Source organism: Bradyrhizobium sp. RD5-C2 (genome assembly GCF_019972155.1).
In the GTDB taxonomy this organism is placed as follows: Bacteria; Pseudomonadota; Alphaproteobacteria; order Rhizobiales; family Xanthobacteraceae; genus Bradyrhizobium.
This window is the reverse complement of sequence record NZ_BOVL01000001.1, coordinates 73,005-97,370: the sequence shown is the minus strand read 5'-3', so window position 1 is coordinate 97,370 and position 24,366 is coordinate 73,005. Positions and strand designations below refer to the sequence as shown.

The following is a 24,366-nucleotide window of genomic DNA, read 5'->3' as shown; positions in this document are numbered from 1 at the left end:
GCCCGGATCGCATCTGCGATGCGACGCAGCCGAAGCTCTGCTTCGGCTTTCTAAACGGCCGCCGAAGGCGGCCTACGCCTCCCCCCGCAAGCGGGGCGAGGTAAGAACACTACCGCACCGGCCAATCCTCGGCCGTAATCGTCGCGGCATCGGCCCCGACGATTTCCGACAGCGAGTCGCGGCCGGTCCGCAGCAGGGTCGAGGACAGATCGCGCTTGATGTCGTCGACCAGGCCGATGCCCTTGTAGACCAGCGAGGAATAGAGCTGGATCAGGCTGGCCCCAGCGCGGATTTTGGTCAGCGCGGCGCCGCCGCTATCGATGCCGCCGACGCCGATCAACGGAAATGCGCCTTCGACGCGGACATAGGTCTCGGCGACCATCCGCGTCGAAAGGCGAAACAGCGGACGGCCTGACAGGCCGCCCTGCTCCCTGGCGCGGTTCTCCTCGCGCAAGGTCGTGGGCCGCGCCAGCGTGGTGTTGGCGACGATCATGCCGTCGACGCGCCGCGAGCGGGCGATGTGCACGACATCGTCGAGCTCGGCGAGGCTGAGATCCGGCGCGACCTTCAGCAGGACCGGCGAGTCGCCGGCGTTCTTGCGGACGCGCTCGCGGGTATCGATCACCCGCGCCAGCAGATCGTCGAGCGCCGCCGATTGCTGCAGATTGCGCAGGCCCGGCGTGTTCGGCGAGGAGACGTTGACGGTGAAATAGCTCGCGACCGGGGCAAAGGTCTCGATCAGCTTCACATAATCGGCGACGCGGTCGGTCGAATCCTTGTTGGCCCCGACATTGACCCCGATGATGCCGCTGCCGTTGGCGCGCGCCGCGAGCCGGCGCAGCACGGCTTCCTCGCCGTCATTGTTGAAGCCCATGCGGTTGATGACGGCCTCGTCGCGCTCGAGGCGAAACAGCCGCGGCCGCGGGTTGCCGGCCTGCGGCTTCGGCGTCACCGAGCCGATCTCGACAAAGCCGAATCCCAGCCGCAGCAGCGCGTCGGGCACCTCGGCGCTCTTGTCGAAGCCCGCCGCCATGCCGATCGGATTCGGAAAGTTCAGCCCGAAGGCGCGCACCGCGAGCTTGGGATCATCCGGCCGCTGCCGGATCGGCGGCAGCAGCTTTAAACCCTGGATCGCCATGCGATGGGCGTCTTCGGGATCGAACCAGCGCAGCAGCGGCAGCGAGAAGGCGTCGAAGGCGCGGATCACGGCTTGAGCTCCGGAACGTCGTGGCCGCCGTCGGAGCGCGCGCGCAGGCTGAGAATTTCGGTAACCGCGCCGAGGTCGAGTTCGCCATAGAGATGCGGGAACAGTTCGTCATTGCGCGAGCGTTCCCAGCGCAAGGCGTCGCCGAGCGCATCGGCATCGACCGCGACCAAGAACAGGCCGGTTTGCCCGTGATAGTGCTTGCGCGCGGTCTCGGCCACTTGGGCGGCGGTCGAAAAATGGATGAAGCCGTCGCGATGGTCGTCCGCACTGCCCCGGTAGACGCCCTGCCGCTCGGCCTCGCGCCAGGCCGAAGCGGGAGTGATTTTGTAGATCATGGGCACGGCCCGGCCTTCCCTTTTGTCCTTGAGTCTCTTGGGGTTTTATCCGGATTTGAGGGGAAATGCCCCGCACGCCATTCGGCGAGCGAGGGACCGTATCGGCGGCGGCGTCGCAACTCAAGCGGTGCCAGGGCGCATCCGACGGCAGATTTGCGGAAACGCCCAGTTTCAGGTAATAATTCCTACCATCCGGGGTATCCTCGATGGCCAAACAGCCCAAAGCCGCCCGACCGCTGACCCACGCGCAGGTCTGGGCCGCGCTCGACCGGCTCGCCGAACGCGCCGGCCTGTCGCCATCAGGCCTTGCCAAGCAGTCCGGTCTCGACCCCACCACCTTCAACAAGTCCAAGCGCGTGACCGGCGACGGGCGCGAGCGCTGGCCGTCGACCGAATCGCTCTCCAAGGCGCTGGCCGCGAGCAATGCCAGCATGGAGACCTTCGTGCAGTTGCTCGGTGATGGTCCGCGCGGCGGCCAGTCGGTGCCGTTGATCGGTTTCGCGCAGGCCGGCGCCGGCGGCTATTTCGACGACTCTGGCTTTCCCGCCGGCAAGGGCTGGGATGAAGTGGCTCTGCCGGCGACATCAGACGAGCACGCCTATGCGCTGGAGATCGAGGGCGACTCGATGAAGCCGGCCTATCGCGAAGGTGACATCATCGTGGTGTCACCGGCGACCGCGATCCGGCGCGGCGACCGCGTCGTGGTGCGCACGACCGGCGGCGAGGTGATGGTGAAGGAACTGAAGCGACGCACCGGCAAGGTACTGGAACTCGCATCGCTCAATCCGGAACATCCCGACCGCATGCTCGATGCCGAGGAAGTCACGTGGATCGCGCGCGTGGTGTGGGCGAGCCAGTAAGCTATTTCGCCGCGCTCTGACTCTGCATCCGGTCCTGGTGCACGAGCGACCAGACATAGGCGGCGACTGCGTCGACATCGCTGTCGGTGAGGTCGCCGTCGCGCCCCGGCGCGAGCACGATATTGTTGCGAATGGTCTTCTTGATCATTGCGAGGCTGTCGCCCCAGATCAGGCTTCCGACCGTGAGGTCATTGCCGTTGCCGGTCCCCTTCGCATCGTGGCCGTGGCATTGAAAGCAGGTTCCGTTCGCCGCCTCGCCGTGAAAGATGCGGTCGCCGAGCACCACCTGCTCGCGCGTCGCATCGACCGACACCGGGAGCGATGCAACGTCCGGCCGCGGCCCGTCCGCGCGGCCGGTTGTCGGGAACATGATCGCAGCGAATGCTACTGCAACCGCTCCGATCCGGATCGATTCCAGGCCAGCCGACAATGTCGCCATGGTACGCCTCCGCTTCTGCGCTGGCGTATTCTGCCGCACAGCGAGCGGACGACAATCAGGATCAAGGGCGTAGTCGCGCGCCCTCCCGGACCCTCCGCCTATGTCGCGTAGTCCGGCTCCTTGCGGTCCAGCATCCGCTTCAGCGCATCGAAATGCCGCTGCGAGGGGCTTGGGCCGTTGTAGAGATGGTCGTCGCGGAAATCGCGCTTGGTCTTCTCCACCACATGCTGCGGCAATTGCTTGAGCGGTTGCTGGGTCCACATCGCGTAGATTTGCACCTGCGCGGCGCGCTCGATGTAATAGAGCCGGTCATAGGCATCGGCGACGGTCTCGCCGACGGTGGAGATGCCATGATTGGCCATGAACAGGATGGTCTTGTTGCCGATCACCCTGGCCAGCCGCGCGCCTTCCTCGGGATTGAGCGCAGGGCCGGTGTAGAGATCGTCATAGGCGATCGCCTCAGACAGCCCGACCTCGGTCTGGCCGATCTCCTTGATGCGCGGATCCTCGAGCCGCGTCAGCGCGCTCGCATACGGCATATGGGTGTGGAACACCGCCTTGGCCTGCGGCAGCGCCTTGTGGATCGGCGCATGGATGCAAAAGCAGGATCGCTCGACCTCGCCCTCGCCGCGCTTCACCTCGGCATCGTCGATGCCGACCTCCATGAAGGACGACGCGGTGACCTCCGACCAGTGCATGCCGAACGGGATCTGGTAGTAGCGATCGGTGCGGCCGGGCACCACGAAGGTGAGATGATTGAAGATGCCTTCCGAAAAGCCGTGGATGTAGGCGAGCCGATGCGCGGCCGCGAGTTCGACCCGCGCCTGCCATTCCTCGGCGCTCGTACTATCCTGCAGCGATGTCGGCGAAACCCTGAACTGCATGCGCATGCTCCCATCTGTGCCGGCCTCTCGACGGAGGCCGTGCTGATTTTATGGGGCGGAGTGTAACGCAATCCGGCGCAACCCCGGCTGAAATTGCCGGGGATCAGCCATCCGCATTTTGCGGCGCTACGCCGCAGCCGTATGGTGGGTTAGCCGAAGGCGTAACCCACCGCTCGTCCGCGACACAGGTGGTGGGTTACGCTTCGCTAACCCACCCTACTCGGTTCCCTACGACGACCGCGCCAGCGCGCCGTCGATCATGTTGACCGCGTTCTGCACGCCGTAGACCGCGACGAAGGAGCCGAAGCGCGGGCCCTTCTCCTGGCCGAGCAGCACCTGGTAGAGCATGTTGAACCAGTCGAGCGAGACGCCGGGCCGGCCGTCCTTGCCCTTCTTGACCATGTCGAGGAACGGCTCGCGGCGGCCGATCTCGTAGACCACGTTCTGGATGTCTTCCGCGGTCGCATCCGCCGGCATGTTGGCGAGGGCATCGCGCAGGTCTTGCAGCGCGGCGCGCTCAGCTTCAGTGGGCTCGCGGAACTGCTTGGTCGGCGCCACAAAGTCGCGATAGTAGTTGATGGCATAACCGACCATCGCATCGAGCTTCGGATGGCTCTCGGGCGTCACGCCCGGCCGGTAGCGGCCGATGAAGCCCCACAGCGTCGCGGCGTTCTCCGCATTCGACGACGACACCAGCGTCAGCAAGAGCTGGAAGGTGACGGGCATGTCGGCCTGCGGCGGCTTGCCGGAATGGATGTGCCAGACCGGATTTTGCAGCTGCTGCCGCGGCTCCTGCCGCGTGAAGCCGTCGAGGAACTGCTGGTAGTCGTCGACATTGCGCGGGATGACGTCGAAATAGAGCCGCTTCGCCGCCTTGGGCTCGCGGTACATGAACAGCGACAGCGATTCCGGCGAGGCGTAGCGCAGCCATTCGTCGATCGTGAGCCCGTTGCCCTTCGACTTCGAGATCTTCTGGCCCTTCTCGTCGAGGAACAGCTCGTAGTTGAAGCCCTCCGGCGGCGTGCCGCCGAGCGCCGCGCAGATCTTGGCGGACAGCTTCACCGAATCGATCAGGTCCTTGCCGGCCATTTCATAGTCGACGCCGAGCGCGTACCAGCGCATCGCCCAGTCCGGCTTCCATTGCAGCTTGCAGCGGCCGCCGGTGACGGGAACGGTGACGCTCTCCTTGGTTTCGGGATCCTCATAGGAGATCGTGCCGGCCTTGGCGTCGTGCGCCGTCACCGGGACGTAGAGCACGAGACCGGTGCGCGGACAGATCGGCAGGAACGGCGAGTAGCTCGCCGCCCGCTCCTCGCGCAGTGACGGCAGCATGATCGCCATCACCTTCTCGATCCGCTCCAGCATGCGCAGCAGCGCGGCATCGAACCGGCCGGAGGTGTAATACTCGGTCGAGCTCGCGAATTCGTAGTCGAAGCCGAACTGATCGAGGAAGGCGCGCAGCCGCGCATTATTGTGCTGGCCGAAGCTCGGATGGGTGCCGAACGGATCGGGCACCTTGGTCAGCGGCTTGCCGAGATACTGCGCCAGCATCTCCTTGTTCGGCACGTTGTCCGGCACCTTGCGCAGCCCATCCATGTCGTCGGAGAAGGCAAGCAGGCGCGTCTTGATCTTGTCCTCGGTGAGCACGCGGAAGGCGTGGCGCACCATGGTGGTGCGCGCGACTTCACCGAAGGTGCCGATATGCGGCAGGCCCGAGGGGCCATAGCCGGTCTCGAACAGCACCTCGTCCTTTGGATTTTTCTTCAGCCGCGCCACAATCGCCTTCGCCTGCTCGAACGGCCAGGCGTTGGATTGTTCGGCGAGCGCCCGCAGGTCGCTCGGGCTGGCAGCAAGATCAATCACGGACATTTCTTCAGGCTTTCTCCAAAATGGCCGCGGAAACTAACGCTTTCGCAGCAAAATGCAAAACGACGGGAAGTTTGTCGTTATCCCGGGCGATGCGCAGCATCGAGCCCGGAATGACGAATTCAGAACGGGCTGATCGAGAAATAGCGCAGCCACAGATCGGTGAAGCGACCTTTTTCCCAGATCCGGAACAGCGCCCAGTTCAGCGACTGGCGGAGCAGATCGTTGCCCTTGCGCACGGCGATGCCGACACCCTCGCCGAAATAGCGGCTTTCGACAAAGGGACCGCCGGAGAAGGCACAGCATTCAGCCGAATCGGTGCCGTTGATCCAGAACGCGAGCGAGATCGCATCGCCAAAGATGAAGTCGACCTCGCCACGGCGCAGCGCCGCGCGCAGCGCGTCGCTATCCGGATAGGAATGGATCTCGGCGTCGGTGAACATCGCCTTGAGGTAGGCCTCGTGCGAGGTGCCGGCGATGACGCCGACCTTCTTGCCCTCAAGATATTCCGGGCGGATTTCCGGCATCACATTGTCGCGGCGCGACGCGAAGCGCGCCGGCGCACGGTAATAGGGATCGGTGAAGTCGACCTTGGCGCGCAGTTGCGGCGTCACCGCCATCGACGCGATGATGGCATCGCCCCGGTTGGTCGCCAGCGCATCGATCAGGGTCTCGAAGCGGCGCATCTGGATGGTGCAGGTGACCTTGATCTCGTCACAGAGCGCGCGCGCGAGGTCGACATTGAAGCCGGCCGGATTGCCGTCGGGCCCGGTGAAGTTGAACGGCGGATAATCGGTCTCGGTCAGGAAACGGATCACGGTGAGGCGCGACAGGTCCGGCCGATCCGGCCGCCGCCGCGGGTCCCAGAAACCCGGCACCGCCTGCGGCGCGGCTTCGGCGGCCTTGGGCGGCTGGTTCGGAGCCGACGGGGCGGCAGCAGCCGGGGGTGTTGCTACCGGGGGCGTCGCTGGTGCCGCTTGTGCGGGGACAGGCCTAGCGGGCTGGACTGGCGCAGGAGCCGGCTTGGCCGCCGGTGTCTGCGGCGCCGGTACCGGGGGCGTCTGTGCGACCGCTGACCCCGCCATCACCAGCACGACGGCCGCCATCATTCCCGCGGCCAGGCGAAGCTGGCGCGGGCGGACGGCAAAGGGCTGGGCAGACGGATTTGGCATAACCGGCAATATCAGGGAATTGAACGGCTTATAGACCATTCGGCGCCCGAATCGAGCGCCGAATGGGTTAATTCTGAACCGGAAATGGCGGTTAGAGATACCGTTTGAGATCGGTCGCCGCCTCTTCAGGCGTCCGTTTCAGATTGAACGGCGCAACGAAATGGCCGTCGCGGTCCATCAAATAGATCAGCGCGGTGTGATCCATCGTGTAGTCGCCATCCTTCAGCAGCACCTTCTTGGCGTAGACCCGGTAGCTCGACAGCACCTTGGCGATCGCGGCGGGATCGCCGGTCAGGCCCTTGAGGTGCGGATCGAAGCTCGAAAGGTAGTCCTTCATCGCCGTGGCGGTGTCGCGTTCCGGGTCGACCGAGACGAAATAGGCGTTCACGCGGTCGGCATCCTTGCCCATCGCCTTCAGGACCTCCGAGATCTCGAACAGCGAGGTCGGGCAGATGTCCGGGCAATGCGTGAAGCCGAAGAAGATCAGCGTCGGCTTGCCCTGGAGGTTCTTGTCGGTAACGGTCTGGCCGGCCTGGTCGGTGAGCTGGAACGGGCCGCCGATCGCGGCTGGCGCGGCGACGGTGCGCAGGCCGCCGACCGCCCACAACATGAGGAACAGGCCGACCGCCAGACTGCCCGCGAAGGCAGCAAAGATCACCAATGGGCGCGTGGTCCGGGGCATGATGCGAAGGCGTCCTTGTCAGAAGCAGGCGGCGATGCCGGCCGTGATCATTTCGAAAAACACCGCGGTCCCGTAGTGGAACCAGAGCGCGGCAGCGGCGAGCAAGGCCAATCCACCAATCCCGGCAGCGCCCCACAGGATTGCAGACGCCACCCGGCCCTGCGGAGCCGTCACGAGCTCGGATCGGGTGGAGATCGGCTGAACCATGCGGTTGAGATAAGCCGGGTTCCGGCAGGCAGCAAGCGCAATGGCCGTCGCGGGCCGTCAAATGATAGCGAGGCGATTACGAGCGCACACCTCGTGATGCCCGGCTTGCCGGTAGAGGGCGCTCGCCGAGATCAGCAGCTCAGTGCGCCGGCTCGGCGGGTTTGGGCGCGGAGGCCTGGGCGTTGAGGTAACACGGTTTGTACAGCGACTGCAGTTGCTTGCCGCGCAGGAAGATCATGTGCCGGGTCAGCCCACCGCGGTCATTAATCCATTTGCGCACCGCCGGCGGGTACATCAGGTACAACATATGAGTGGCTTCGGGATTCGGGACCGGGCGGCCGTTGTCGCCGTAATCCCAGGCGGCATGGAAGCCGAGGCTGGCGTGTGAGGTCACACAGATCCGGTCATGCGGGACCTTGCCGAGCACGATGGTGCAGGCCGAGGCGCACAGCCCGTCGATGATCACGGTCTCACCCGATGTGCGCAGGTCCTGATATTTGTCGACATAGATGCCGATCTTGCCGCCGCGATCGTCGGCGATCCTGACCACTGCCTGAGACGCCCCCATTCCCGCCAGCAGGAGAACCGCAGCGAGCAACCCCGTCATCAACTTCATTTGGCCAGCCCCAGTCGAAACCGAATCTGTTGGTCTGTGATGCAAGACAATCGTGAGCGTGTTGCCGCCGCCGATTTTTGTCCAGACGAGCGAAGCCGGTCAAAACAAATTCAAATTGGGTGTTGCGCGGGCGCTGCAGTGGCGTGTGGAAAAGGTCCCAAACTGGAACAACTTGCCGCAATTGTTTGATGCCTCGCCGCCACAGGCAAGGTCCATTTGACGTTGACCGCGCACAACGACGCGGTCTTGAATCCCGGCGGGACGGGGGAAACCAAAATGGCTGACGATGCAGATGTGATCGTGATCGGCGCCGGACTTGCCGGTCTGGTCGCCGCAACCGAGATCGCCGACGCAGGCAAGCGCGTCATCGTGCTCGACCAGGAAGGGGAACAAAGCATCGGCGGCCAGGCCTTCTGGTCGTTTGGCGGATTGTTCCTGGTCGATTCGCCGGAACAGCGCCGGCTCGGCATCAAGGATTCCGCCGAACTCGCGCTGCAGGACTGGATGGGCACCGCGGGTTTCGATCGCGAGGAGGATCACTGGCCGCGCAAATGGGCCGAAGCCTATGTCGCGTTCGCGGCCGGCGAGAAGCGCGACTGGCTGCGCGCGATGGGCCACCGCATCTTCCCGGTGGTCGGCTGGGCCGAGCGCGGCGGTTACGACGCGATGGGCCACGGCAATTCGGTGCCGCGCTTTCATGTCACCTGGGGCACCGGCCCCGGCATCGTCGAGCCGTTCGAGCGTCGCGCGCGCGAGGCCGCCAGGAACGGACAATTGGTGTTCAAGTTCCGCCATCGCGTCGATGCACTCAGCATCAGCAACGGCACAGTCGATGGCGTGAGCGGCGCGATCCTGGAACCGTCAGGCGTCGAACGCGGCAAGAGCTCCTCGCGCAACGTCGTCGGTGATTTTTCGCTGCGCGCGCAGGCGGTGATCGTCGCCTCCGGCGGCATCGGCGGCAATCATGATCTGGTGCGGCAGAACTGGCCGAAGCGGCTCGGCGAGCCGCCGAAGTTCATGATCTCCGGCGTGCCCGAACATGTCGACGGCCGCATGATCGGCATCACCGAGCAAGCAGGCGGCCGGCTGATCAACCGCGACCGCATGTGGCATTACGTCGAGGGTATCCAGAACTGGAACCCGATCTGGCCGCGTCATGGCATCCGGATTCTGCCGGGACCGTCGTCGCTGTGGTTCGACGCCACTGGCAAGCGGTTGCCGGCGCCGCTGTTCCCGGGCTCCGACACGCTCGGGCAACTGCACTACATCATGGGCACCGGCTACGATTATTCGTGGTTCATCCTGACCCAGAGCATCATCAAGAAGGAGTTCGCGCTGTCGGGCTCCGAGCAGAACCCCGACCTCACCGGAAAGAACTGGCGCATGACGATCAAGCGCGCCACCAACAAGGGCGCGCCAGCGCCGGTCGAGGCCTTCAAGCAGCACGGCGCCGACTTCATCGTGCGCGACAATCTCACTGAGCTCGTCGGCGCCATGAACAAGCTCGTCGGCAATGATCTCTTGAGCCTCGACGCCATCAAGACGCAGATCGAGGCGCGCGACCGCGAGATCACCAATCCTTACGTCAAGGATGCCCAGGTGATGAACCTGCACAATGCGCGGCGCTATATCGGCGACCGGCTGATCCGCACCGCCAAGCCGCATTGCATCCTCGATCCCGAACACGGCCCGCTGATCGCAGTGAAGCTCAACATCCTCACCCGCAAGACGCTCGGCGGCTTCGAGACCGACCTCGATTCGCGCGTGTTCGGCAGGGATCACCAGATCATCCGCGGGCTCTATGCAGCCGGCGAAGCCGCCGGCTTCGGCGGCGGCGGCGTGCACGGCTATCGCTCGCTGGAGGGCACGTTCCTCGGCGGCTGCCTGTTCTCGGGGCGCAACGCGGGACGTGCTGCGGCGAAGGCGGTGGGTTAGGGCACGCCCCTCGTCACGGAGGAGACGGCGAAAGGAAAATGAAAGAGCCCGCCGGGTTTGAACCGGCGGGTTCTCATCAGTGAGTCCGAATTTTTTTTGAGCGATGTTGGCGCTCACGCCACCTTGGTGAAGAGCGTGAGAATGCCGTTGCTGAGATTGACCGCGACGACCTGTGCCGAGCTCAGTCCCTTCGCCTTGAGCACGGATGTCGCTTCCTGGGACGCGTCGATGGAACCGCGCAGGTTCTTCAGGTCGTCCTCGCTTGCCTTTGCGATGACAGCCTCGACCCTCGAGCGGACTTCGGGCTTCAGTTCCTTGACGTCCACGACCTGTATAGTCTTGATCGTGCCGGGTTGGTCAGACTGAGCCTGCGGCGGTGCGTTCGGTTGCGTTCCCTGCGTTTGCGCCCAGACAGGAGTTCCAAGCAAGAGCGCGGCAGCGATGACGGATGCCGTAGAGATGCGCATGAGCATTCCTTGTGCTGATTGCCCCCAACACATCCCGCGACAACGAGCTTTCCTCGCTGATGGTTCCGGCCGGAATCTGCTCTCCAAACTAGTTCCCAGCGGAAGTTACGGAACCGTCGATAGGGGCGCTGCCAAAATATCGAAAACAACCCCATGCAAAGTAGCCGGCGGTGGCTGCGTTCGACCAGCAACTTGACACGTCGGGCAACTCAGGGGCACACTTCTAACATTCCGAAATTGCGCAAAGCTCCTCTCCTCACACTGTCGCGTAAGGCCTGAGCCCGCGCGGATGGTGCCTACATGCTGCGCCGAACGCACAACCGACCTCGTCGGCTATGTTCGAGTTCTGAAGGACGCGCCCGCCCCACCTTCCGCACAAGAGCGTCCGCTTTCGTGAGTGAGCAGACCCGGGTTAGGCGGGCCGCGTTGGTCGCGTTGCGGACCCGAAGCCGACGTTAGCCCTCGGGCACACCAGCCAAACGCAAACCATCGCAAAATCGCTCCCGCCCAGCGATGTAGGACGGATTGTCGCTGAATTTGTAGGCGCGCACTCGGCGGATGGTATAGCCGGGGTTGAGGGCGAGCGCGGTCTTTACGGCGGCTCGCGCCTCATCTGTCGCGCCGAGTAAGCCCAAGGCAGCAGCCAACGTAAAATAAGAGGGGGGAAAATTGCGGTTCGCTTCAATGCTCCGTCTTAACCAGGCAACGGCTTCGGCATCCGCGCCGAGTTGCAGCTTGGATGCGGCGACAAAATGCATCCACTGATAGGCTCTCAAATCACGAGGAGAGAGTCGGAGAGCCTCGAGTATATGGCCTTCGGTCTCAGCAGACTGACCCAGAAAAAATTTGGCCAAACCGATAGCGCTATGAGCGGCGGCTAAATTGCGATCGAGCAGTAATGCGTGCTCGCATTCAGCGATCCCTTCGGCGGCACGGTTTGTAAAGATGCAAATGCTACTAAAGACGAAGTGAGCAGCTGCATGGTCAGGAGCCAATGAGAGCGCTTTCATCACGTTTGCTTCGGCTGCTGAAAAGTGCACGGTTCGGTCGTCAGTAAGAAGGGTGGCCCCCATCATTAGATCGACGGTTGCTACGCCAACCAGCGCTCCGACACCTCGACTGTCGATAGCTAAGGCGCGTTCGAAAAAATTGCGCGCGCGAGCCAGATGTTCAGGGTTGCTTCCCTCGTAGGAGCAAGCCTGCCCCTGAAAGGTCAGGTCCATTGCATCCGGATGGAGTGATCGCTCCGCTCGTCGTGCCTCAGCGACAACGAGTTGGGCGCCTAATGTGTAGGCGAGTCGTGTTACGATCTCGTCCTGCATATCGAAGAGATCGGCTACTGGCTTTTCGAAACGCTCGGCCCAAAGATGGTTGCCGTCCTGAGTACTGATCAACTGCACGTTCACACGAAGCCGCGCGCCACTTTGCTGCACTGAGCCTTGAATGACGTAACGGACATTCAATTCGCGGCCTATTTGCTTGAGATCGATCGGCTTTCCCTTGTAAGTGAATGCGGTATGCCGGCCTATAACGAATGAGCCGCTGATTCTTGACAAATCAGTTGTCAGGCTCTCGGTCACGCCGTCGACGAAGTACTCTTGGCGCGGATCATCGGCAAGATTGGTGAAAGGTAGTACCACTATTGAAAGATGAGGCGCCGAAAGGGCGGTCTGCCAAGCGCCTATGGCGTTTGAGCCCAAGCTAGGCTCTGCCCAGACGATGGCATAGGCCCGCACTGGGGGAGATATATTTTTGAGGCTCTTCTCGCCCATATCGGCGAATTCGACGCGAACCTTGCCCCGCACATGGTCGTAGGCAGAAGACGAGATGCATATACCGCCGGGCTCTGCGATGCTCTCAAGCCGCGCCGCGATATTCACTCCATCGCCAAAAATGTCATGGGGCTCGACAATTACGTCGCCGACATTGATGCCCGCGCGAAAAGCAATGCGCCTATCTTCCACATCACCGAGCGTAAGTTCCTTGACGCTGGTCTGGAACAGTATCGCAGCTCGAACTGCTTCAACCGCGCTCGGGAACTCTGCCAAGAACCCATCCCCGGTGTTCTTGACGATGCGGCCGCCGTGTTCGGCGATTGCCGGTTGGACAGCCTTCGTTAGAAGCGAAGTCAGTCGAGTGTGTGTATCCTCTTCGTCACGATGCATGAGCCGCGAATAGCCAGCCACGTCGGCGGCCAATATGGCCGCCAACCTGCGCTCGAACCGGACCGGCCGCTCCTGCACCATGACACCATGCTAACCCAGGATGCCAGTATGCGACAGATCAAATGGGATGCCCGGCTGGGCCCGGCTTGATTTAGATCAACACCAACCTCGCGTCCAAGCGCGTGCTGCAGCAGGTAATTCTCCTCGACCGATGGTTTTGCGCTTTCAGTCCAGCAGCGCTGGGAATGCGGCGATGATCCAGAAGCCGGCCCACTTGGACCACCCGACTTGGCAACCCGCAGCCGTGCTGACGCTTGCGCTCGGCCTGCTCAGCGGATGCAACGAGGCGAAGAACAAGCTGGTTCTTCCGGCACCGGCCAATGTCGGCGTCGCTGCGCCCATGCAAAGGGCCGTAACGCCCTATCTTGAGCACACAGGAACCATGACGGCCTTTGCTTCTGTCGATCTGGTCGCTCGCGTGAATGGCTATTTGAAGTCCATCAACTATGTCGACGGCGCAACCGCGAAAGCTGGCGAGCTCCTGTTCGAAATAGAACCGGCACCCTATCAAGCGCAGCTGAGTGCAACCAAAGCGGCCCTCGACGGCGCCAAGGCTGGGCTCGTGCAGACACAGGCAGAATTTGAACGCCAGGACACTCTGTCCAAAGAGGGTGTCAATACGCAGGCAAATCTGGACAAGGCTCGCGCGAACAGGGATACCGACAAGGCAAATGTCGAATCGGCAGATGCCAATCTGCAAACTGCTCAAATCAATCTTTCGTACACTCGCGTCGAGGCACCATTCGATGGAACCGTCACACGTCATTTGGTGTCGCTTGGCGAACTCGTAGGCGTCGCGGGGCACACCAACCTAGCCAGTATTGTGCAGCTTGATCCGATCTACGTGACCTTCAATGTCAGCGATCAAACTCTGATGAGGGTTCGCGAGAACGGCCGTCTCACACTGGCTGAGCTTCAGCAGATTCCGATCGACGTTGGCCTGATGGACGAGGAAGGTTTCCCCCATCGAGGCACGATCAACTACGTATCCCCGAACATAGACCCGCAGACGGCAACAATTCTCGTGCGTGGCGTATTTGAGAATAAGAACCACGCACTGCTCCCCGGCATGTTCGTTCGGCTTCGCGTTCCAATGGGCCCACCCAAGCCGGACGCGTTGCTGGTCCCCGACAGAATCCTGCAACAGAATCAGGAAGGCCGCTACCTGCTCGTCGTAGGTGCCAACGACGAGGTTGAGCAGAGGGCTGTGCAGCTTGGCGAACTCGATGGCCCATTGCGTGTCATCACCGCGGGACTGAAGCCGGACGACAAGGTCGTGATCACCGGATTGGACCGCGCAATCCCGGGCCGGAAGGTCAATACCCGGCCGATTTCGATCGCGAGCGCAGCAGGCGGCACCGATAAGTCCAAGTAGACGCACGGCACCCGAAAGGGGACGGCCATGTTTTCAAAGTATTTCATTGAGCACCCGGTCCTCGCAAATGTCGTGGCAATCGTGCTGGTTTTGATCGGCGCGGTCTCGGTTTTCAAACTTCCAGTCGCGCAGTATCCCGACATCGTGCCGCCGACGGTACAGGTCACCACCCGCTATCCGGGCGCGAGCGCCCAGACTGTCATCGATAGCGTAGCGCTACCGATCGAAAACCAGGTCAACGGCGTCGAAGGCGCGCTATATATGCAGTCCACTAGCGCCAGCGACGGCACCTATACCTTGATTGTCACGTTCGCGATCGGTACCGATCTGAACTTCGCGCAGGTGCTGGTGCAAAATCGCGTCTCAGCCGCGCTGGCCTCGCTTCCTACTCAGGTGCAGGCGCAAGGCGTGACAGTGCAGAAGAAGTCCACCGCGATTCTCCAAATCGTCACGTTGAGCTCGCCGGACAGTCGTTTCGACAGCCTCTTCATGAGCAACTACGCCACGATCAATCTGGTGAACGAATTGGCGCGGCTGCCGGGCGTTGGCAACGTCAACGTTTTTGGCACGGGCGAATACGCGATGCGGATCTGGATGGACCCGCAGAAGATGTACGCGTTCGGCCTCATTCCTCAGGACATCATCAGCGTCGTCAGCCAACAAAGCCAGCAGGCAACGGCGGGGCAAATCGGGATACCGCCAACGCCTCCCACTCAGGACTTTCAGTACACCGTCAACATCCAGGGGCGACTTTCCGATCCCGCGCAGTTTGACAACGTGGTCGTGCGCGCCGCTACGGCGGACGGCGGACGCCTCGTGCGCCTCAAGGACGTGGCTCGCGTCGAGCTTGGAGCACAGACTTATTCCCAGAGCTTCCGTCTGGACGGAAAGCCCGGCGCCGGCATTGCCATCTATCTGACGCCCTCGGCGAATGCCCTGGAGGTTGCAAAACTCGTCAAGAACAAGATGGAGGCCTTGTCGCACGACTTCCCGACCGGCTTGTCCTATACGATCCCCTTCGACACAACGACGTTTGTCGAGACGTCAATCAATGAGGTCTACAAGACGCTGTTCGAAGCCGGCATCCTGGTGTTGATCGTCATCCTGATGTTCCTGCAGAACTGGCGCGCTTCGCTTGTGCCTGCCACAACGATCCCGGTCACTATCATCGGAGCCTTTGCGGCGATGGCCGCATTGGGCTTCTCGATCAACCTCTCGACATTGTTCGGCATCGTGCTTGCGATCGGCATCGTGGTCGATGATGCGATTGTCGTCGTCGAGAGCGTATCGCGCGAAATCGAGGCGGGCTTGCCCGGGCGCGAGGCCGCCGTCAAGGCAATGAGCGAGTTGTTTGGTCCTATTGTCGGCATCACCCTCGTGCTGATGGCCGTGTTTATTCCGGCGTCGCTGCTGCCAGGGCTCACAGGACGCATGTTCGCCCAATTCGCACTGGTGATTGCGGCCACCGCCCTGTTGAGCGCGATCCTGGCGACAACGCTGAGCCCGACACAATGTGCGTTGCTGCTCCGAGAACCGGTACCCCCGAATCAGCGAAATTTTTTCTTCCGTGGCTTCAACTCTGTCTATGACCGGTTGGAAGGGGGCTACACGTGGCTGGTCGGTAGAATGGTGCATTTGAGTGGCCTTATGGTGGTGGTCGCACTTGGACTGATCGCCGGGGGTGTTTTCGGCCTCACGCAATTGCCGACCGCGTTTATTCCGAACGAAGACCAGGGGTACGGGCTGGTCGTGGTTCAGCTTCCTGATGGCGCCTCATCCGAACGCACGCAGGCAGCCCTGACGCAGGCCGCGGAGATCGCCAGGCAGCAGCCCGGTGTCGCGGACTCGCTCGCCATTTCCGGCCTTTCCGTTCTCGACAATAATGCGACCTTGGCGAACGCTGGCATCGCCTATGTGACCTTCAAGCCTTGGAGCGAGCGAGGCCAGGCCAAAGACCAGGACCTCAGATCCATCATGCGCGGCATCCAGGGCCGACTTTCTGAGCTCACGGATGGTAGAGGTTTTGTGCTGGTGCCACCACCGATTCAGGGCGTCGGCAATGCCGGCGGCTTTTCGATGCAGTTGCTGCAGCGCGATGGCACATTTGACTACAAGAAGATGCTCTCTTCGGCGAACGCCGTGATAGACGCCGCCGAATCGCAATCGACGATCGAGCGAGCAGTGACGTCATTCCGAACGGACTCGCCACAGCTTGAAGTCATCATCGATCGCACCAAGGCGGAGACGCTTGGGGTCTCCGTCGGCAGCGTCTTTGCCGCGTTGTCATCATACCTCGGCTCGACCTACGTCAACCAATTCAACAAGTTTGGTCTCACGCTTCAAGTCTACGTCCAGGCAGACTCGCCTTATCGCCTGCATCCGGACGATCTTCTCAAGCTCAATGTCAAGACTGCCGATGGCAGCACCATACCGATCGGATCATTGGCGCAGATCCGTCCGGCTGTCGGCCCCTCGCTGATCAGCCTGTTCAATCTTTATCTGACCGCGACCATTTCGGGGGCTGAGGCACCGGGCTTCAGCTCAGGCGAGGCAATGGACGTGATGGAGGAGGTCGCAAGGCGCACACTGCCGCCCCGCACCGATTTCGCGTGGAGCGGTATGTCCTATCAGGAGCATGCGGTCGGCAATCAGCTTTACATGGCCTTCGCGCTCTCACTGCTGCTGGTCTATCTCTGCCTTGCCGGACAGTACGAAAGCTGGTTGTTGCCATTGGCCGTATTACTGGCGGTGCCACTCTCTCTGCTTGGACCTGTCGGCGCGCTCACGGCGCTTGGTGTTGCAAACAATCTTTATGTCCAGATCGGCCTCATGCTGCTGATCGCGCTATCGGCCAAGAACGCGATCCTGATCGTCGAGGTCGCGCGCGAACGGCGAGCCGCTGGACAGGAACTGCTTGCAGCCGCCGTTGAAGCGGCACGGACGCGCTTTCGCCCAATCCTCATGACGTCGTTTGCATTCCTGCTTGGTGTCTTACCGTTGGTGACGGCTACAGGCGCCGGTGCCAATGCCCGTCGATCGCTCGGTATATCCACCTTCAGTGGCATGGTCGCGTCCACCTGCCTCGCCGTGCTGTTCGTTCCCTCATTCTTCGTTATCATGCAGCGTCTTGAGGAACGCCGACGAGGTAAACAATCAACGGTTTCCGCTATAACGACTTCGCCTGCAGAATAGCTTGTTGCAAGCAAGACGACACAAAGGCTGCCTGACATTCGAAGAAGGGGTCCAATCTTTCTCGTTATTCGCTTGCCGCGCTACAGCGCAGGCCCCGGTTGCAGCCGCCAAGAACCAGGACCCGGGTCGATTGATTGCGCCTCATTGCCGGCCTAGTATGTCTTGCGCAGCACAGCCACGGCCCTAATCTCTTTGCCCGGCTTGGATTGCGTCATTGAAGGCTTAACCGACAAAGCGCTTCCCTTTTGCCAAATGTGCATAGTGCGGCATCCAACGGTTCCTTAGCATGCGTGAAACCCTCGACAGCGCAGCGTTGTTGCACCGGAGTGAGTCATGAGCGCGCCTCGCCATGTTGCGATTTTCCTTCTTTTGTTGCTCTCCATCATTCTGTCTGGGCGTTCAGAGCTTATCGCAAGGGCGGATGCCGAGACAGTCAAGGGCATGCTGGCAGCCCAGATACGCAGCCAGGGAATCGCGTGCGACAAACCCCGGCACGCAGTCCGGGACGCAAAGCGATCAAAGCCAGATCATGACGTCTGGATCCTGACATGCGAAAACTCGACTTACAGGGTCAGCCGCTATCCCGACCTTGCGGCAAAGATCGAGCGGGTTCGATAGCCGCTCCGGCACCTCAGGTTGAGACCGGAACGTCGACCGAAACGCACGTTCGGCGTGGATGCCGATAGGGCGTCCGTTGTTGTCAGTGTCATCAGTCGATAGCGCCCGGTTTTCTGTTGCGGTGCACGAGCCGGCTTGTGGCCGTGCCGGACATTCACTTAGGCGTCGGTGGCGTCTGCTGCTGAGGGCAATCCGGACCCCACCATTTCCGCATGCTCGTACCGGATTTATGGGTACGCACCCTAATCTTACTGCGTCATAGATCTGGTCGCTCATCCTGAGAGGCCTTGACGATATGCCGGTCCGTCGTTGCGAGGAGCTCGCGACGAAGCAAATCCATGCTTCCGCATGCGGGACTAGTCCGCCTCCCCGCTGAGGAAGCGGACACCGAACGTGTCGGCGTTGGCTTCGCCCCAGTCGTAGAGCGCCTGCAGCATCGGCTTCAGCATCTCGCCGCGCTTGGTCAGGCAGTAGCGTGAGGAGCCGCCGCCGCGCTCCTGCTTGACGAAGCCTGAATTGCAGAGATCGCGCAGGCGCTCGGTCAACACCTTGTCGCTGAGCTGCGGGATGTCGTGGCGCAATTCGCCGTAGCGCATCGGCCGGAGCTTCAGCCGGCTCAGGATCACGGTCTTCCATTTGCCGCTGAGCTGATCGATCGAGAACTCGACCGGGCAACCATATTTGCGCTTGGTCTTGCGGATCATCGCAACTCTCCTGCGGCACTTTCCATCTGGTTCGTTGAGCGCCGCTATCGATCCATCTAAGCACGCTTTGCACGGGTTGGGCGAGTTCAGGGATCATTGCAAGGCATGACAGAAGACAGTTCCGCCCAAGGTCCGAGCGACCAGCAACACCAGCGCAAGCGCATCATCGTCAGGCGCAACGGGCCTTACGAACCCGAACCCGGCATTCCGATTGTCGATCACCTCGGTGTGCCTGTTACCGCCGAGGCCCCGGTGCGGCTCTGCCGCTGCGGACAATCGCAGACCAAGCCGTTCTGCGACGACAGCCACGTTGCACGCGGCTTCACCGACGCCAGGGATCCACGGCGCGTGCCGGACAAGCTCGACGCCTATGCGGGGCAGCAGGCCTACGTGTTCGACAATCGCGGCACCTGCGCGCATTCCGGCTTCTGCACCGACCGGCTCAACTCGGTGTTCCATCTCGGCGAGGAGCCGTTCGTCGCGCCGAGCGGCGCGCGCCTCGACGACCTCATCAATGCCGTGCGTCGATGCCCATCGGGCGCGCTCGGCATCGGCATCGGCCCCGCGCGGGACGCCAACCTGTCCGACGTCGACCGGCCGCCGCAGATCGAAGTGTCGAAGGACGGTCCCTATCGCGTCACCGGCCTTGTCGAACTGGTCGATGAGGACGGCGCGCCGATCGCGCAGAACGTGGGTGCATCACAGGAGCATGTCAGCCTGTGCCGCTGCGGCTCGTCACTGAACAAGCCGTTCTGCAGCGGCATGCACTGGAACGTCGCATTTCACGATCCGGTTCCGGATCCGATGCGCGAGCCGACGCTGTTCGAATGGGCCGGCGGCTACCCCGCGCTGCTCGACATGACGCGCATCTTCTACAGCCGCTACGTGCCGGAAGATCCGTTGCTCTCCCCGCTGTTCGCCGAGATGTCGCCGGACCATCCGGAACGGGTGGCGGCGTGGCTCAGCGAGGTGTTCGGGGGGCCGCGCTTCTACACCGAACGCTATGGCGGCTATCGGCGGATGGTGTCGCAGCACATCGGCAAGGAGATCAGGCCGGAGCAGCGCGCGCTATGGGCCACCTACATGGTGCAGAGCGCCGACGATGCCGGGCTGCCGTCCGATCCGGAATTCCGCGCCGCCTTCGTCGCCTATATCGAATGGGGCTCGCGAATCGCGGTGGAGAATTCCGGCGCCCGCGCCAAACCGCCGCCGAACATGCCGGTGCCGCGCTGGTGGTGGGTCTGCAACGCAACGCCCGCCGCGCGGCCGTCGGCTAGCGCAGGCGACGCACAGGCTGAGAACGAGCTCAGCGTCGCGCTGCCCGGTCCCGACGAGGTCGTGCAATTCGAGCCGCACATCCGGCCGCTGTTCCGGCCGATGGATCGCAACTCGATGCTGTTCGCCTTCGATCTCTGGAAGGAGGCTGATGTCACCAAGCAATGCCGGCAGATCCTGGCCCGGCTGGAGGCCGGCACCATGCCGTGCGACGGCGCCTGGCCGGCCGAACGGGTGGCGCTGTTCGCGCGCTGGGCCGATGCGCGGGACGCACCGACCGGATCGTGAAGCCACGCTCCGGACAGACTGGTTGAACCCGCCTCGCCGGCGTGCTGCAATCGCCGCCATAAGGCGGATCCTTGGCGATGCGACAATATCCAATCGGCTTGCTGGTACTGGCCGGCGCACTTGCGTTGAACAGTGGGCCGGCGGCTGCGGATTCGCTCGTCATCAACGGCACCACGCGAACATTCACGCTGCAGCCTCCGGCCGCCAAGCCGGCGCCGCTCGTCATCGTGCTGCACGGCAAGACCCAAAGCAGTGCCGACATGATCACGCGAACGTCGTGGCCGTTGATCGCCAGGCGCGACGGCTTCGCAGCGGTCTATCCCGATGGATTGAACCGCGCCTGGGCCGACTCCCGGCCCGACCAGCGGCGCGCCGGCAATCCGCCGCCGGAAGGCACCGACGACGTCGCCTTCATCACCCAGTTGATCGCAAAGCTGGTGGACGACGGCACCGCCGATCCGAAACGCATCTATGTCACCGGCATCTCAAACGGCGGCGCGATGGCCATGACGCTGGCCTGCGAACGCGCCGACCTGTTCGCCGCGGCGGCCAGCGTCGTCATGAACCTGACCGATGAGTCAGCCGGGGCTTGCCGGCCCGCGCGTCCGGTACCGATGCTCCTGATGAACGGCACCGTCGACCCGCTGATCCCCTATCAAGGCGGCCGCGGCACCAGCTACTTCGCAGCCGACGGGTTCTGGTCGACCGAGCGCACCCTCGAATTCTGGCGACGCATCGATGGCTGCGAGGCCAAAGACGCCGCAACCACCGATCTGCCCGACCGCAATCCGTCCGATCAATCGACCGTCACGCGGATCGACTCGACCTGCCCGCAGGGGCGTGACGTGGTGCTTTACCGCGTGAATGGCGGCGGTCACCGCATGCCCGGCCACTTCCCGGACGCGCATTTTACGAAACTGGCGGCGTCGCTGCTCGGGCCCCAGAACGGCGACATCGACGGCGCCGACACGATTTGGGCGTTCTTCGCGCGATTTCCGTGAGCGGTGCTGCAAATTGTGCAGTGGCGGTGGTCGCCGTGACAGGCTAGAGGGTTGGTTCTGATCAAATCAGAACCAAACCTCTCGATCTCTTGTCTTGACGCGTTTTCTTCACGCGAACCGGTAGCCACTTCGCTTGAAAACGCTATGGACATGCCCGCCATTCAAGTGGAGACCCAAATGAGCATTCAGCGTTTCGAAACCGGCCCGCGCATGAGCCAGGCCGTCGTGCACGGCAATACCGTCTATCTCGCCGGCGTCGTCGCCGGCAAGGCCGCGGGCGGCAGCGTCACCGACCAGACCAAGGACATCCTGTCGATCATCGACGGCCACCTCGCCAAGGCCGGCACCGACAAGTCGAAGCTGCTCAGCGCGACCATCTACATCACCGACATGAAGACGTTCCCGGAGATGAACGCGGTGTGGGACGGCTGGGTCTCGGAGGGTAACACCCCGGCCCGCGCCACCGTCGAGGCCAAGCTCGCGGCGCCGCAGTACAATGTCGAGATCATGGTTGTCGCGGCAAAATAGACGCGACGCACGTCATCGCAGGGATACCGGATGCCCCGGATTGCAAAACGCAATTCGGGGCATTTTCATTTTGCACTCACGCGCTGATCCGCGATCGCTCGCCGGCGGCCTCATCGAGATCGGACTGAAGCCAGCGGGCAATCCGGCGCCACGGACCGGCCAGAGCCCTGCAACCCATGAACAGCCCGAGGTGACTGCACGGCTCGGTGTCGCATTGTAGCCACGCGGGCGGCGTGGCCAAGAGCCCCGCTGTCGCAAATGCCTGGTCGGGCGGAACGACGATGTCGTTCTCTGCGGCGAGCAGGAAGACGGGCTGCTTCACTGCAGCGAGATCGATCTTGCAGCCAAGCGCGACGAAGTCTCCGGCCGCGATCCGGTTCTGGCGAAAAATCCAGTCGGTCACTTCGAGGTAGTAGGTGCCCGGCAAATCAAGCGTCTCGCTGTTCCAGCGCGTGAAGCAATCGAGCAGCGCCCGTGCATCCTCCGACTTGTCGTCGAGCCGCCGTTGCAGCGCCGCTTCCGCGTCACGCATGGTGAAGGGGATGCTCCAGGCCTGCAGCATCTGCCTGCCGCTGACGATTCCGTTCCCCTGGCGCACCAGCGCCTCAAAACCTTGCTGCGGAAGCGAGGCGACCATCCTGGAAAGCTCTGACGGCACAGAGACGTCGACCGGGCTGCCCGCCAGCACGAGCCGCCGCACCTTGCCAGGAAAGCGCGCGGCATAGAGGAGCGACAGCCAGCCGCCCTGACAGAGACCTGCAAGGTCGACGGGCGGCCCGATCGTGTCGACGGCCACGTTGAGGTCGGACAGATAGGTGTCGATCGAGAAATATCGCATCTCCGGTGCCGCCGAGAGCCAATCCGTGAGATAGAGCCGCGGAATACCCGCCGCCTGCAACGCCTCCATCAGGCTGTGGGCGGGCGCAAGATCCGCTATCTTCGCGCGGTGCAGCGCATAGGGTGCGCAGACCAGCAGCGGCTGGCCTTCGCCAGCTCTCGAGAAATCCAGCAGACGCATCGACGGCAGTTGCAGCGCCACCGAATTGGCCGTCGTCCAGGGCAGCGCCGCCACTTGGTCCGCCGCATCTGTCGCTTCGGGCGCGCGACTGGGGTACCACTGCGAGTAGATATCGAGCGCCAATCGCGTAGCTTCAAACGGCCATAGCCAAGCGTGCTGCACCCAGCTGGCGCTGGCACTTCCTTCCGATGGGTCCGCCTTTTCGTGCAAGCTCATTCACCGATTGATCGCCACCGGAATAATCCGACCGGCACGGATCGAAGCCTTGATCCTGATCAAGAACCGACGAATTCACGTTAGTCACTCTACGCCAAACCCGCCGGGACGGCAGCCACGCCCGGACGTCACGATTTCGCGATCCCGGCACGCATTGCAGCCAAGCGGGGACACCATCGCTTCAGCGGCTATGCGGCGCGCGCCGCGCCTTTCTCCGCATCGAGCTTGCGCGCGAACAGCCAGCGGAAATAGGTCAGCGGCGCATCGGCGCCGATCGCCAGCAGCTGATAATCCGGATCGACGTCGAGCACCTTCTGCTGCGCCTCGATGAAGTCCTTGTCCTCGTTGAAGGCCTCCTCGAGGGAATGCCGCAGCGACAGCGCAATGTTCGGATTGTCGATGTCGAAATCGTGCAGATAATTCCAGAAGAAATGTGTCGAGGAACGCGTCTCCGGCGTCATGAACTGCGCATTGCGATATGACCGCGTGCCCGGAACCTGAACGCCCTTCTCCGCGCCCTGCCCCGCCGGCGCAAACGTGGTGTCGAGCGTGAAGATACCCGGCACGATCATGCGGCCGATATTGCGACGATCGACCTGGTCGTCGCGATTGGAAATCACCTTCTTGTGGTAGGGCGGCGCATCGGCGCCCATGTGCCAGCGCTCGACGCGGAAGCCGTCGTCCAGCTTCTCGATCGCGACCGGCTTGGTCTTGTAGGCGTACTCTTCGGATCCGCCGAGCGTGTTGGTGTGCACGAAGGCGAGATGCGCGAAGTCGCTGAGGTTATCGACGATCAAGAGCCAATTGGCCTTGTAGTGCATGTAGCCCGGCAGGCCGCGCCATTTGGGATCCTCGAGCGGCGGATAGTCGAGGATCAGCTTCGGATCGGCCTTCTCGGCATCGCCGGTCCAGATGAAGATCATGTTGTAGCGCTCGACCACCGGATAGCTGCGCACGCCGAGCTTGGCGGGGATCGCGTCCTGGCCGGGGATCTGGATGCACTTGCCGTCGGCCGCGAACTTCATGCCGTGATACATGCACCTGATGTCGTCACCCTCGACGCGCCCCATCGAGAGCGGCGCGGCGCGATGGCAGCAACGGTCGTCGAGCGCGACCACCCTGCCGCTGGCGCCGCGATAGATCACGATCGGCCGCTCCAGGATGGTGCGCGCCAGCTTCTTGCCGTCGATCAGCTCGTGATTCATCGCCGCCACATACCAGGCGTTGCGCAGGAAAATTCCGTCATCGGCCATGTC

At 62.7% G+C, this 24,366-nt stretch carries 22 protein-coding genes; 8 read left to right on the top strand and 14 right to left on the bottom strand.

Features of this window, described 5'->3' with window-relative positions; all coding sequences use genetic code 11:
- Nucleotides 1-109: 109 nt before the first annotated feature.
- Together BraRD5C2_RS00485 and BraRD5C2_RS00480 are read right to left on the bottom strand one after the other, a co-directional pair.
- Complete coding sequence (locus tag BraRD5C2_RS00485) at nucleotides 110-1,207, bottom strand: quinone-dependent dihydroorotate dehydrogenase (protein ID WP_223966075.1); 1,098 nt, start codon at nucleotides 1,205-1,207, stop codon at nucleotides 110-112.
- A complete protein-coding gene (locus BraRD5C2_RS00480; RefSeq protein ID WP_223966073.1) occupies nucleotides 1,204-1,548 on the bottom strand; it encodes a DUF952 domain-containing protein in 345 nt (114 codons plus the stop codon). Before BraRD5C2_RS00480 ends, BraRD5C2_RS00485 begins: the two co-directional genes overlap by 4 nt.
- A gap of 200 nt (nucleotides 1,549-1,748) precedes the next feature.
- Here BraRD5C2_RS00480 and BraRD5C2_RS00475 point away from each other — a divergent pair, with 200 nt between their 5' ends.
- The gene (locus BraRD5C2_RS00475) at nucleotides 1,749-2,402 is read left to right on the top strand and encodes a S24 family peptidase (RefSeq protein WP_223966072.1); all 654 of its coding nucleotides are present in this window, start codon (nucleotides 1,749-1,751) and stop codon (nucleotides 2,400-2,402) included.
- Between the two features lies 1 nt (nucleotide 2,403).
- Here the strand turns inward: BraRD5C2_RS00475 and BraRD5C2_RS00470 are convergent, their stop codons facing one another.
- The 7 genes from BraRD5C2_RS00470 to BraRD5C2_RS00445 form a co-directional block, all read right to left on the bottom strand.
- Nucleotides 2,404-2,841 carry a c-type cytochrome gene (locus BraRD5C2_RS00470; RefSeq protein WP_223966071.1) on the bottom strand — a complete coding sequence of 146 codons (438 nt, stop codon included), beginning with the start codon at nucleotides 2,839-2,841 and terminating at the stop codon, nucleotides 2,404-2,406.
- A 98-nt stretch (nucleotides 2,842-2,939) separates the two neighbouring features.
- Nucleotides 2,940-3,725, bottom strand: coding sequence for a class II aldolase/adducin family protein (locus tag BraRD5C2_RS00465; protein ID WP_223966070.1), 786 nt, complete (start codon nucleotides 3,723-3,725; stop codon nucleotides 2,940-2,942).
- A 228-nt stretch (nucleotides 3,726-3,953) separates the two neighbouring features.
- A complete protein-coding gene (locus BraRD5C2_RS00460) occupies nucleotides 3,954-5,594 on the bottom strand; it encodes a lysine--tRNA ligase (protein WP_223966069.1) in 1,641 nt (546 codons plus the stop codon).
- A gap of 119 nt (nucleotides 5,595-5,713) precedes the next feature.
- The gene (locus BraRD5C2_RS00455) at nucleotides 5,714-6,676 is read right to left on the bottom strand and encodes a transporter substrate-binding domain-containing protein (RefSeq protein ID WP_374707941.1); all 963 of its coding nucleotides are present in this window, start codon (nucleotides 6,674-6,676) and stop codon (nucleotides 5,714-5,716) included.
- Between the two features lie 178 nt (nucleotides 6,677-6,854).
- Nucleotides 6,855-7,445 (bottom strand): SCO family protein, encoded by a 591-nt coding sequence (locus tag BraRD5C2_RS00450; RefSeq protein ID WP_223966067.1) that lies wholly within the window; start codon nucleotides 7,443-7,445, stop codon nucleotides 6,855-6,857.
- Between the two features lie 18 nt (nucleotides 7,446-7,463).
- On the bottom strand, nucleotides 7,464-7,598 hold the full coding sequence (locus tag BraRD5C2_RS39335) for a hypothetical protein (RefSeq protein WP_263009965.1): 135 nt from the start codon (nucleotides 7,596-7,598) through the stop codon (nucleotides 7,464-7,466).
- Nucleotides 7,599-7,791: 193 nt separating this feature from the next.
- Nucleotides 7,792-8,268, bottom strand: coding sequence for a hypothetical protein (locus tag BraRD5C2_RS00445; RefSeq protein ID WP_223966065.1), 477 nt, complete (start codon nucleotides 8,266-8,268; stop codon nucleotides 7,792-7,794).
- A gap of 52 nt (nucleotides 8,269-8,320) precedes the next feature.
- Between BraRD5C2_RS00445 and BraRD5C2_RS00440 the strand changes: the two genes are divergently transcribed.
- A complete protein-coding gene (locus tag BraRD5C2_RS00440) occupies nucleotides 8,321-8,488 on the top strand; it encodes a hypothetical protein (protein WP_223966064.1) in 168 nt (55 codons plus the stop codon).
- A 56-nt stretch (nucleotides 8,489-8,544) separates the two neighbouring features.
- A complete protein-coding gene (locus tag BraRD5C2_RS00435; RefSeq protein WP_223966062.1) occupies nucleotides 8,545-10,203 on the top strand; it encodes an FAD-binding dehydrogenase in 1,659 nt (552 codons plus the stop codon).
- A gap of 113 nt (nucleotides 10,204-10,316) precedes the next feature.
- Here the strand turns inward: BraRD5C2_RS00435 and BraRD5C2_RS00430 are convergent, their stop codons facing one another.
- Together BraRD5C2_RS00430 and BraRD5C2_RS00425 are read right to left on the bottom strand one after the other, a co-directional pair.
- Nucleotides 10,317-10,676 (bottom strand): hypothetical protein, encoded by a 360-nt coding sequence (locus tag BraRD5C2_RS00430; RefSeq protein WP_223966060.1) that lies wholly within the window; start codon nucleotides 10,674-10,676, stop codon nucleotides 10,317-10,319.
- 449 nt (nucleotides 10,677-11,125) lie between these two features.
- Nucleotides 11,126-12,916, bottom strand: a complete 1,791-nt coding sequence (locus BraRD5C2_RS00425) for an adenylate/guanylate cyclase domain-containing protein (protein ID WP_223966058.1) — start codon at nucleotides 12,914-12,916, stop codon at nucleotides 11,126-11,128.
- Nucleotides 12,917-13,088: 172 nt separating this feature from the next.
- On the opposite strand from BraRD5C2_RS00425, the gene BraRD5C2_RS00420 reads away from it, so the two are divergent.
- Together BraRD5C2_RS00420 and BraRD5C2_RS00415 are read left to right on the top strand one after the other, a co-directional pair.
- Nucleotides 13,089-14,270, top strand: a complete 1,182-nt coding sequence (locus BraRD5C2_RS00420; protein ID WP_223966056.1) for an efflux RND transporter periplasmic adaptor subunit — start codon at nucleotides 13,089-13,091, stop codon at nucleotides 14,268-14,270.
- Nucleotides 14,271-14,297: 27 nt separating this feature from the next.
- Nucleotides 14,298-17,462, top strand: coding sequence for an efflux RND transporter permease subunit (locus BraRD5C2_RS00415; RefSeq protein WP_223966054.1), 3,165 nt, complete (start codon nucleotides 14,298-14,300; stop codon nucleotides 17,460-17,462).
- A gap of 974 nt (nucleotides 17,463-18,436) precedes the next feature.
- Here BraRD5C2_RS00415 and BraRD5C2_RS00410 read toward each other — a convergent pair.
- On the bottom strand, nucleotides 18,437-18,784 hold the full coding sequence (locus tag BraRD5C2_RS00410) for a winged helix-turn-helix transcriptional regulator (protein WP_223966052.1): 348 nt from the start codon (nucleotides 18,782-18,784) through the stop codon (nucleotides 18,437-18,439).
- Nucleotides 18,785-18,889: 105 nt separating this feature from the next.
- On the opposite strand from BraRD5C2_RS00410, the gene BraRD5C2_RS00405 reads away from it, so the two are divergent.
- The 3 genes from BraRD5C2_RS00405 to BraRD5C2_RS00395 all read left to right on the top strand — a co-directional run bounded on the left by BraRD5C2_RS00405 (nucleotide 18,890) and on the right by BraRD5C2_RS00395 (nucleotide 21,876).
- On the top strand, nucleotides 18,890-20,347 hold the full coding sequence (locus BraRD5C2_RS00405) for a CDGSH iron-sulfur domain-containing protein (protein ID WP_223966050.1): 1,458 nt from the start codon (nucleotides 18,890-18,892) through the stop codon (nucleotides 20,345-20,347).
- A gap of 77 nt (nucleotides 20,348-20,424) precedes the next feature.
- Nucleotides 20,425-21,348: a CE1 family esterase gene (locus BraRD5C2_RS00400; protein ID WP_223966048.1), complete on the top strand. Its 924-nt coding sequence runs from the start codon at nucleotides 20,425-20,427 to the stop codon at nucleotides 21,346-21,348.
- Between the two features lie 177 nt (nucleotides 21,349-21,525).
- A complete protein-coding gene (locus BraRD5C2_RS00395) occupies nucleotides 21,526-21,876 on the top strand; it encodes a RidA family protein (protein WP_028339041.1) in 351 nt (116 codons plus the stop codon).
- Nucleotides 21,877-21,952: 76 nt separating this feature from the next.
- Here BraRD5C2_RS00395 and BraRD5C2_RS00390 read toward each other — a convergent pair whose 3' ends face one another.
- The gene (locus BraRD5C2_RS00390; RefSeq protein ID WP_223966173.1) at nucleotides 21,953-22,948 is read right to left on the bottom strand and encodes an alpha/beta fold hydrolase; all 996 of its coding nucleotides are present in this window, start codon (nucleotides 22,946-22,948) and stop codon (nucleotides 21,953-21,955) included.
- A 350-nt stretch (nucleotides 22,949-23,298) separates the two neighbouring features.
- Complete coding sequence (locus BraRD5C2_RS00385; protein ID WP_223966045.1) at nucleotides 23,299-24,363, bottom strand: aromatic ring-hydroxylating dioxygenase subunit alpha; 1,065 nt, start codon at nucleotides 24,361-24,363, stop codon at nucleotides 23,299-23,301.
- Between the last annotated feature and the right edge of the window lie 3 nt (nucleotides 24,364-24,366).